The following is a 6,930-nucleotide window of genomic DNA, read 5'->3' on the forward strand; positions in this document are numbered from 1 at the left end:
CCCCCCTCCCACAATGGAGTCAACCTTCCAGACCGCGTCGTTCAATGACGCCGAACACGTCGGCCACGTCCTGCACGAGGATCCGGGCAACGTTGGTCAGAGTGTTGATGTCACTGCTGGATGAGTCCCGCAGGCTGGAGCAAGCCACCAGCGTCAGGTAATCGAGCGTGGCGTGCAGGCGCTCGCTGACACAGGCGTGGAGTTCGGGAAGTGGCGCGTGAGTGTCGATCAGCAGGACCGGGTAGGTGGTAGCGATCGGGGTGAGGGGGGTGTAGCGGGCAGATGCTTGATTAGCGGTCATAAGGTTACTTCCTTCAAGAAAAAAGAAATGCCACCTTTTCGCTGCGAAACAAACGGGTGGCAGTTGCGCGCGGGTTCGCAGACCGAGGAAGGAAAACCCGGCAGACCCGAAGATCTCCCGCGCGCAACCGCCATAAAATGAACGCGGGCAAGTTTGCCTGAATTTCATTCGACGGTGCATTTCCTTTGCAGTCGGGCTGCGAAACCCAGCCACCAGCCAAAGCCAGCGACGACCCAACTATAGAAGTCGATCCCAACCCCCACAACCGACCTGTAGGACGCACACCGACCCCGTGGCGAGGGAGCTTGCTCCCGCTCGGTGGCGCAGCCGCCGCAAAACCGGGCGATGCGGCGTGCCTGACGAAATGGCGTAGCTGATTGGGGCCGCTTCGCCCGAAGCGTCGGACCGGCCCAGCGGGAGCAAGCTCCCTCGCCACGGGTAGTCATTTCCTACAAGATTTGCAGACTGTCTTTTGGCTCAGCGCAAATCCCGAAAGAACGCCCGAATATCCTCCGCCAGCAACTCCGGCTGCTCCAGCGCAGCAAAATGACCACCGCGCGGCATCGGCGTCCAGCGCTTGACGTTATAGCCACGCTCCACCCAACTGCGTGGCGGCAGCGGCAGTTCCTTGGGAAACAACGCGACCCCAAGCGGCGGTTTCACCCGCTCGCCGCTGGTGAACAGCAAGGGCCGCTTGCTGCCTTCCACATACGGGCGAAACGACGAACCGATGCAGTTCGTCAGCCAGTAGAGTGTCACATTGGTCAGCAACCATTCATGACTGATGGCGGGGCTCGTATCGCACCACGACATAATCTTTTCCCCCATCCAGGCCAGCAATCCCGCAGGAGAGTCGCTGAGGCCCACGGCCAGGGTTTGCGGTTTGGTCCGTTGAATGTGCGCATAGGCGCCTTCGGCTTCGCTGAAAGCAGCGGCGCGTTGCAGGTAAGCGCTTTCTTCTTCGCTCAAAGGTGGGTCGGTTTCGCCCAGGGGCGGGCGGTAGGCGCCGGGAATGTAGTTGAGGTGGATGCCGGTCAGTCGCTCGGGAAAGCGCATGCCCAACCAACTGGTTACAGCCGCGCCCACATCGCCGCCCTGGGCACCGAACCGCTCATAACCGAGCCCGCTCATCAGCTCGTTCCACAAACCGGCAACCTCGAAAGGCCCATGGCCCGCCTGTTTGAACGGCGCGGAAAAGGTATAGCCCGGCAAGGATGGCACCACCACATCAAAGGCATCGGCTGAATCACCGCCATGGCTGGCCGGATCCGTCAGCAGTTCGATGATGCGCTGCATCTCGATGAACGACCCGGGCCAGCCGTGGGTGAGCACAAGCGGCATCGGATTGGGCCCGACGCCACGCTGATGGACGAAGTGCACCTGCTGCCCGCCCACGGTGGCGACAAACTGCGGCAGGCGATTGAGCGCTGCTTCCTGGGCACGCCAGTCGAAGGTGTTCGACCAATGGGCAATCAGTGCATGGAGCACGTCAAGGTCCATCCCTTCGCTCCAACCTTGCCCGGCCAGTAGCACCGGAAGCCGGGTGTTTCGCAGGCGGTGGCGCAGGTCATCAAGGACGCTTTGAGGAATGTCGATGGAGAAAGGTCGGGCGAACATGCTTGTTCCCTAGTGGCTTTTTGCGGGCGTCGCGAGGCTTATTGAATTTATGCGCGGGCCAGCGAGTCTTTGGACAATGGACACTGCATTGGATCGTAACCCAACGCTGCCTGCCATGCTCTCTACCACGACAACCGCTCCCAGCCAAGGACGCCCAATGACCTTCTTTATTTTCCTCCTCGCCTGCTGCGCTGCGGCAAGCACCGGTGTCATTTTCAAACCGGGCCCGTGGTACGAATCCCTCGTCAAACCCCGCTTCACACCCCCCAACTGGTTGTTTCCCGTGGCCTGGACTGTCATCTACCTGCTGCTTGCCTGGGCCGGATATCGCTTGAGCCTGATCCCGGGGAGCCAATTGGTATTGGCTTTATGGGCGGCGCAGATTGCGCTCAATACGCTGTGGACTCCGGTGTTTTTCGGCGCCCATCAGGTCCTGGCCGGTATGGTGGTGATCACGCTGCTCTGGCTGGTCGTGGCGGTGATGGTGGTGTTGGCGTTGCGCCTGGACGTGATCACCGGGTTGATTCTGTTTCCTTACCTGGCGTGGCTTTGTGTGGCCGCTGCCCTGAATTTCTCCATCCTGCGCAATAACCGCTGATGAGCAGTCGCCCATTGAATACCGCAAAGCTATGGCCAGCGGATGAAGATGAGCTGGCGCAAGTGCGCAGTTTCAACAGGAAGCTGGCCTGGCTGCCACGCTTTCGCATCCGCAATCGTGTCACCCCCCGCGTCATTCAAGCGCTGTTGCGTGCCAGTCAAATCAACGGCGACGGCAAGTTGGGCAAGCATGGGCTACTGGCTGAAAAACGCCGGATAGGCACGGGCGACGTCGCGGTGCCGGTGCGGATAATCCGGCCGAAAGAAAAAGCTCGAGGCGTCGTGCTGGATTTCCACGGTGGCGGCTGGGTCATCGGCAATGCCCAGATGAATGACCCGTTCAACATCGCCATGGTGCAAGAGTGCGGGGTCGCGGTGGTCTCGGTGGATTATCGGCTCGCGGTCAGCACACCGGTGGAAGGCCTGATGGAGGATTGCCTCTCAGCAGCACGCTGGCTGTTGGGCGAGGAGGAGGAATTCGCCGATCTGCCGGTGATCGTTGTGGGTGAATCGGCTGGAGGCCACTTGGCCGTGGCTACGTTGCTGGCGCTCAGGCAATGGCCGGATTTGCTTGGGCGCATACGCGGCGCGGTGCTGTATTACGGCGTCTACGATCTGGCCGGGACCGCGAGCGTCCACGCCGCCGGACCTGAGACACTGGTGTTGGACGGGCCCGGTATGGTCGATGCCCTGCGCCTGCTGACACCGGGCCTGAGCGATGAGGAGCGCCGCCAGGCGCCGCTGTCGCCGCTCTACGGTGACTTCACGGGGATGCCAGCGGCGTTGCTGTTCACCGGGGAGTTGGACCCGCTCAGGGACGACACGCTTGGCCTGGCTGAGTTGTGGGGCAGGGCCGCTACGGTTCAAGCGCATCTTCTACCGTCCTGCCCCCACGGCTTCATTCATTTCCCGACGGCGATCGCCGAGCGTGTGCTCAGGCACAGTCGGGACTGGATCACGGCCCGGCTCAACGCTGCTTCGACCCCCCACCAATCTGCCAGACATACGGCGGCTCCGTCCCGTTGATCTCCCAGTCGCCGATGATGCGTTCCTTGTAGATCAGCGGGTTGTGCGAAACCGCCGTCCGGGCGTTGCGCCAGTGGCGGTCGAGGGCTTTGCTGGTGCTGGTGGCGGAGGCGCCGAGGGCGTTGAACAGGTCGCTGGTGGCGCGCAGTGTCAGGTCGGCGACCACCACCTGGGCCTGGGCCGATTCCAGTTCGGCGAGGAGGTTGGCGGTGTGTTCCGTCTCGGCGTCCAGGTCGAAGCGACTTTGGTAGGCCCGCTGCGAGGCACCGGCGGCGCGCAGGGTGGTGGCTTCGGCGGCGTAGACCTGGGCCGAGGCCCTGCCGATCACTTGTTGGACTTGCACATCCTGGCTCACTTCGCTGGCGTTGCCGGTGCTGAACACTCGCGTGCGCTGGCGCACCTGTTCGCCGATGTCGCGGACGGCGGCGCGCCCGGCGCCGGTCTGCACGGCGAGCAACACCAACTGGTAAAACGCGGTCTGGTATTTGAAGCGGGTGGAGAAGTCGATGAGGTTTTCGTCTTCGACCACGGCGTTCTCGAAGACCGACGTGCCGCTGCCCGTGGTCCGTTGACCAAAACCATCCCAGTCATCGCTTTGCCTGACGCCCGGCTGATGGACGCTGACGGCGGCAATCACGTCGGCGCCGGTGTCGTCGCGTTGGGCGTACAGGTCGATCCAGTCGGCGAAGATGCTGCCGGTGCTGTAGTACTTGGTGCCGTTAACCACCCATTGGTCGCCCTGGCGGGAAACCCGGGTGATGACCTGGCCGAGTTTCACCGCGCCGATTTCGGTCCAGGCGTTGCCCACCAGGTCACCGTCGACGAAGCGCTTGAACCAGACGTCCTGCGGGCGGGTGGCATGGGCGTTGAGGCGATCCTCGACAAAGGCGAAATGCCCGCGCAGCGCCTGGGGCAGGTTGGAGTCGGCTTCGGCCAGTTCGATCAGCAGTTGCAACAATTGCGGCAGCGAGGCGCCGGCGCCGCCATATTCGACCGGCACCCTTACGGCGCCGAAGCCGGCTTCCTTGAGCCATTTCACCTGTTCGAAAGGCAGGCTGCGGGTCTGTTCGCGTTCCAGCGCACCCGCCTGGATACGCGCGAAAATCGGCCGGAAGCGCGCGGCCAAGGCTTCGTAGTGGGTGCCGGTGGAAAGGACATGCGGCAGGTATTGTTGCTGTGCGGTCATGGCGGTGTTCCTTCTGGGGAAAAGAGGGCGGGCAAGGCCAAGGCCTGCCGTTGAAAACAGCCATTGCACGCTCCATGCCGCTGCTCCTGGCCAATGAAAACCGGGCGTACGCCGGGTTTCCCGGCATAAATGCTGTCGTCCCGCGGACAATCTGTCCGGCGACTGTTCGGCAGGCAACAGTCCACCGTTTGCGCGGCAGTACGCCGGGTGTTGGCTGTGCAACAGCGATCCAGCAGCTTGCCTGCCGCACGACAGTCGCATAATTGAGTAGGCGAATTAACTGCCTGAAAATAAAGGAAAAATCCAAGTGGCACGGTTGCTGCTCTAGCCGTTGTACAAAGGCGACCACGCCTATATCTCAACGAGCCGGGAGTACATGCAATGAGCCAGGACACGATCAAGTTTGCCTACTGGGTACCCAACGTCAGCGGCGGACTGGTGGTCAGCAAGATCCCCCAGCGCACCGACTGGGGGATCGATTACAACCGCAAGCTGGCGCAGATCGCCGAGGATGCCGGCTTCGACTATGCCCTGACCCAGATCCGTTTTACCGCCGGTTATGGCGCCGAATACCAGCACGAATCGGTGGCGTTCAGTCACGCGTTGCTGGCCGCCACCACGCGCCTGAAGGTCATCGCGGCGGTCTTGCCAGGGCCGTGGACGCCTTCGGTGCTGGGCAAGCAGATCGCAACCATCGACCAGCTCACTGGCCGGCTGGGGTGTGATGAACCCGGTGGCGCTGAAAACCGCGCAGAAAGTCGGGTTCCCGGCCGACCACATCATCGGCAACATCTGGAGCAATTCCGAGGATGACGCCGCGCCGGCCGGTGCGGCGGCCAAGGGTTTCATCGCGATCACCACGCACCCGTCGGGCACCGGTTTCCCGGTGCTGCAAGGCATCAAGAAGGACGTGGTCGACGCCGGCGATGGCGACCTGGCGGACCCCAAGCGTTTCGGCACGGTGTATTACAACCTGGGCGTGGTCAACGGCATCCTTAACGTCGAGGCGCTGCGCATTGCCCAGCAGAAGTTCGGCCAGCAACCGTTGACCGGCGAGCAGGTGCGCTGGGGCTTCGAGAATCTCAAACTCGATGATGCACGTCTCAAGGAGCTGGGGGCGCTGGGGTTGGTGCAGCCGTTGCAATTGTCCTGCTCGGACCACGAAGGCGGCGGCTCGGTGCGCTTCCAGCAGTGGGACGGCACGCAGTGGAAGCTGATCAGTGACTGGGTGCAGGCCGACCGCGCGTTGCTGCGGCCGATCATCGAAGCGTCTTCGCAGCAGTACGCCAAGGAAAAAGGCATCACACCGCGCGATTGCAGCAAGGAATCCTGAACCATGGCCGCGATCTGGCGCCCGCGTCCGGTCGCTTTTGCGAGAAGGCGAGACAGCATGACGACAGATATGCCCATCCTGCAGATTGACGGCATCGAGGTGCTGTACGACCACACCATCCTGGCGGTTCGCGACGTGTCGCTAAGCGTGGCGAAAGGACAGATCGTGGTGCTGCTGGGGGCCAACGGCGCGGGCAAGAGCACCACGCTGAAGGCCGCGTCGAACCTGGTACGCGCCGAGCGAGGCGAAGTGGTCCGGGGACGCATTGTCTATCAAGGGCAGGACGTGACGCGCAGCGCGCCACATTTGCTGGCGCGCGATGGCTTGGTACAGGTGCTGGAGGGGCGGCATTGTTTCGCTCAGTTGAGTGTGGAGGAAAACCTGCTGACCGGTGCCCTGGCCCGTCAGGTTCCGCGCCGCCAGCTGCTGGCTGACCTGGAGTCGGTGTACGGCCACTTCCCTCGGTTGAAGTTGCGCCGCAAGACGCTGGCCGGCTACACCTCGGGTGGCGAACAACAGATGATCGCGATCGGGCGCGCGCTCATGGCCCGGCCGCGATTGGTGCTGCTGGACGAACCGTCGATGGGCCTGGCGCCGCAGATCGTCGAGGAAATCTTCGAGATCATCCACCAGCTCAACCAGCGCGAGGGCTGCTGTTTCCTGATAGCCGAGCAGAACATCAACCTTGCCCTGCGTTACGCCCATTACGGTTATGTGCTGGAAAGCGGGCGTGTAGTCAGCGAGGGCAGCGCCGAGCAACTGGCGGCGCGCGGCGACCTTGAGGATTTCTACCTGGGGGCACGGGCCGGGTAGTTGCCCTGCGGGAGTGGCGGAGCATGCACATCAATGCTCCCTGAAGAACCCTGTGGG

The 6,930-nt window shown here is 62.7% G+C and carries 6 protein-coding genes and 2 pseudogenes; 5 read left to right on the forward strand and 3 right to left on the reverse strand.

The window, feature by feature from the left end; translation table 11 throughout:
• Positions 1 to 19 precede the first annotated feature (19 nt).
• Both ACE04F_RS06065 and ACE04F_RS06070 read right to left on the reverse strand, forming a co-directional pair.
• Positions 20 to 301: a fructose-bisphosphate aldolase gene (locus ACE04F_RS06065; protein WP_486105432.1), complete on the reverse strand. Its 282-nt coding sequence runs from the start codon at positions 299 to 301 to the stop codon at positions 20 to 22.
• Positions 302 to 778: 477 nt separating this feature from the next.
• Positions 779 to 1,918, reverse strand: a complete 1,140-nt coding sequence (locus ACE04F_RS06070; protein WP_486105433.1) for an epoxide hydrolase family protein — start codon at positions 1,916 to 1,918, stop codon at positions 779 to 781.
• A gap of 157 nt (positions 1,919 to 2,075) precedes the next feature.
• Between ACE04F_RS06070 and tspO the strand changes: the two genes are divergently transcribed.
• On the forward strand, positions 2,076 to 2,516 hold the full coding sequence (tspO, locus tag ACE04F_RS06075) for a tryptophan-rich sensory protein TspO (protein ID WP_486105434.1): 441 nt from the start codon (positions 2,076 to 2,078) through the stop codon (positions 2,514 to 2,516).
• Entirely contained in the window at positions 2,516 to 3,541 is a 1,026-nt protein-coding gene (locus ACE04F_RS06080; protein ID WP_486105435.1) for an alpha/beta hydrolase, read from the forward strand. The genes tspO and ACE04F_RS06080 overlap by 1 nt, the downstream gene beginning before the upstream one ends.
• On the opposite strand, the gene ACE04F_RS06085 is transcribed toward ACE04F_RS06080, so the two are convergent.
• Complete coding sequence (locus ACE04F_RS06085; protein WP_486105436.1) at positions 3,483 to 4,727, reverse strand: acyl-CoA dehydrogenase family protein; 1,245 nt, start codon at positions 4,725 to 4,727, stop codon at positions 3,483 to 3,485. The genes ACE04F_RS06080 and ACE04F_RS06085 overlap by 59 nt on opposite strands.
• A 381-nt stretch (positions 4,728 to 5,108) precedes the next feature.
• Between ACE04F_RS06085 and ACE04F_RS06090 the strand changes: the two are divergent.
• The 3 genes and pseudogenes from ACE04F_RS06090 to ACE04F_RS06100 all read left to right on the forward strand — a co-directional run.
• Positions 5,109 to 5,465: pseudogene (locus ACE04F_RS06090) on the forward strand (LLM class flavin-dependent oxidoreductase); the annotation flags it as partial.
• Positions 5,434 to 6,060: pseudogene (locus tag ACE04F_RS06095) on the forward strand (type 1 periplasmic-binding domain-containing protein); the annotation flags it as partial. The pseudogenes ACE04F_RS06090 and ACE04F_RS06095, both read left to right, overlap by 32 nt.
• A gap of 57 nt (positions 6,061 to 6,117) precedes the next feature.
• Complete coding sequence (locus ACE04F_RS06100) at positions 6,118 to 6,873, forward strand: ABC transporter ATP-binding protein (protein WP_486105437.1); 756 nt, start codon at positions 6,118 to 6,120, stop codon at positions 6,871 to 6,873.
• The last annotated feature ends 57 nt before the right edge of the window (positions 6,874 to 6,930 follow it).

This window comes from Pseudomonas sp. AGC41 (assembly GCF_057334555.1).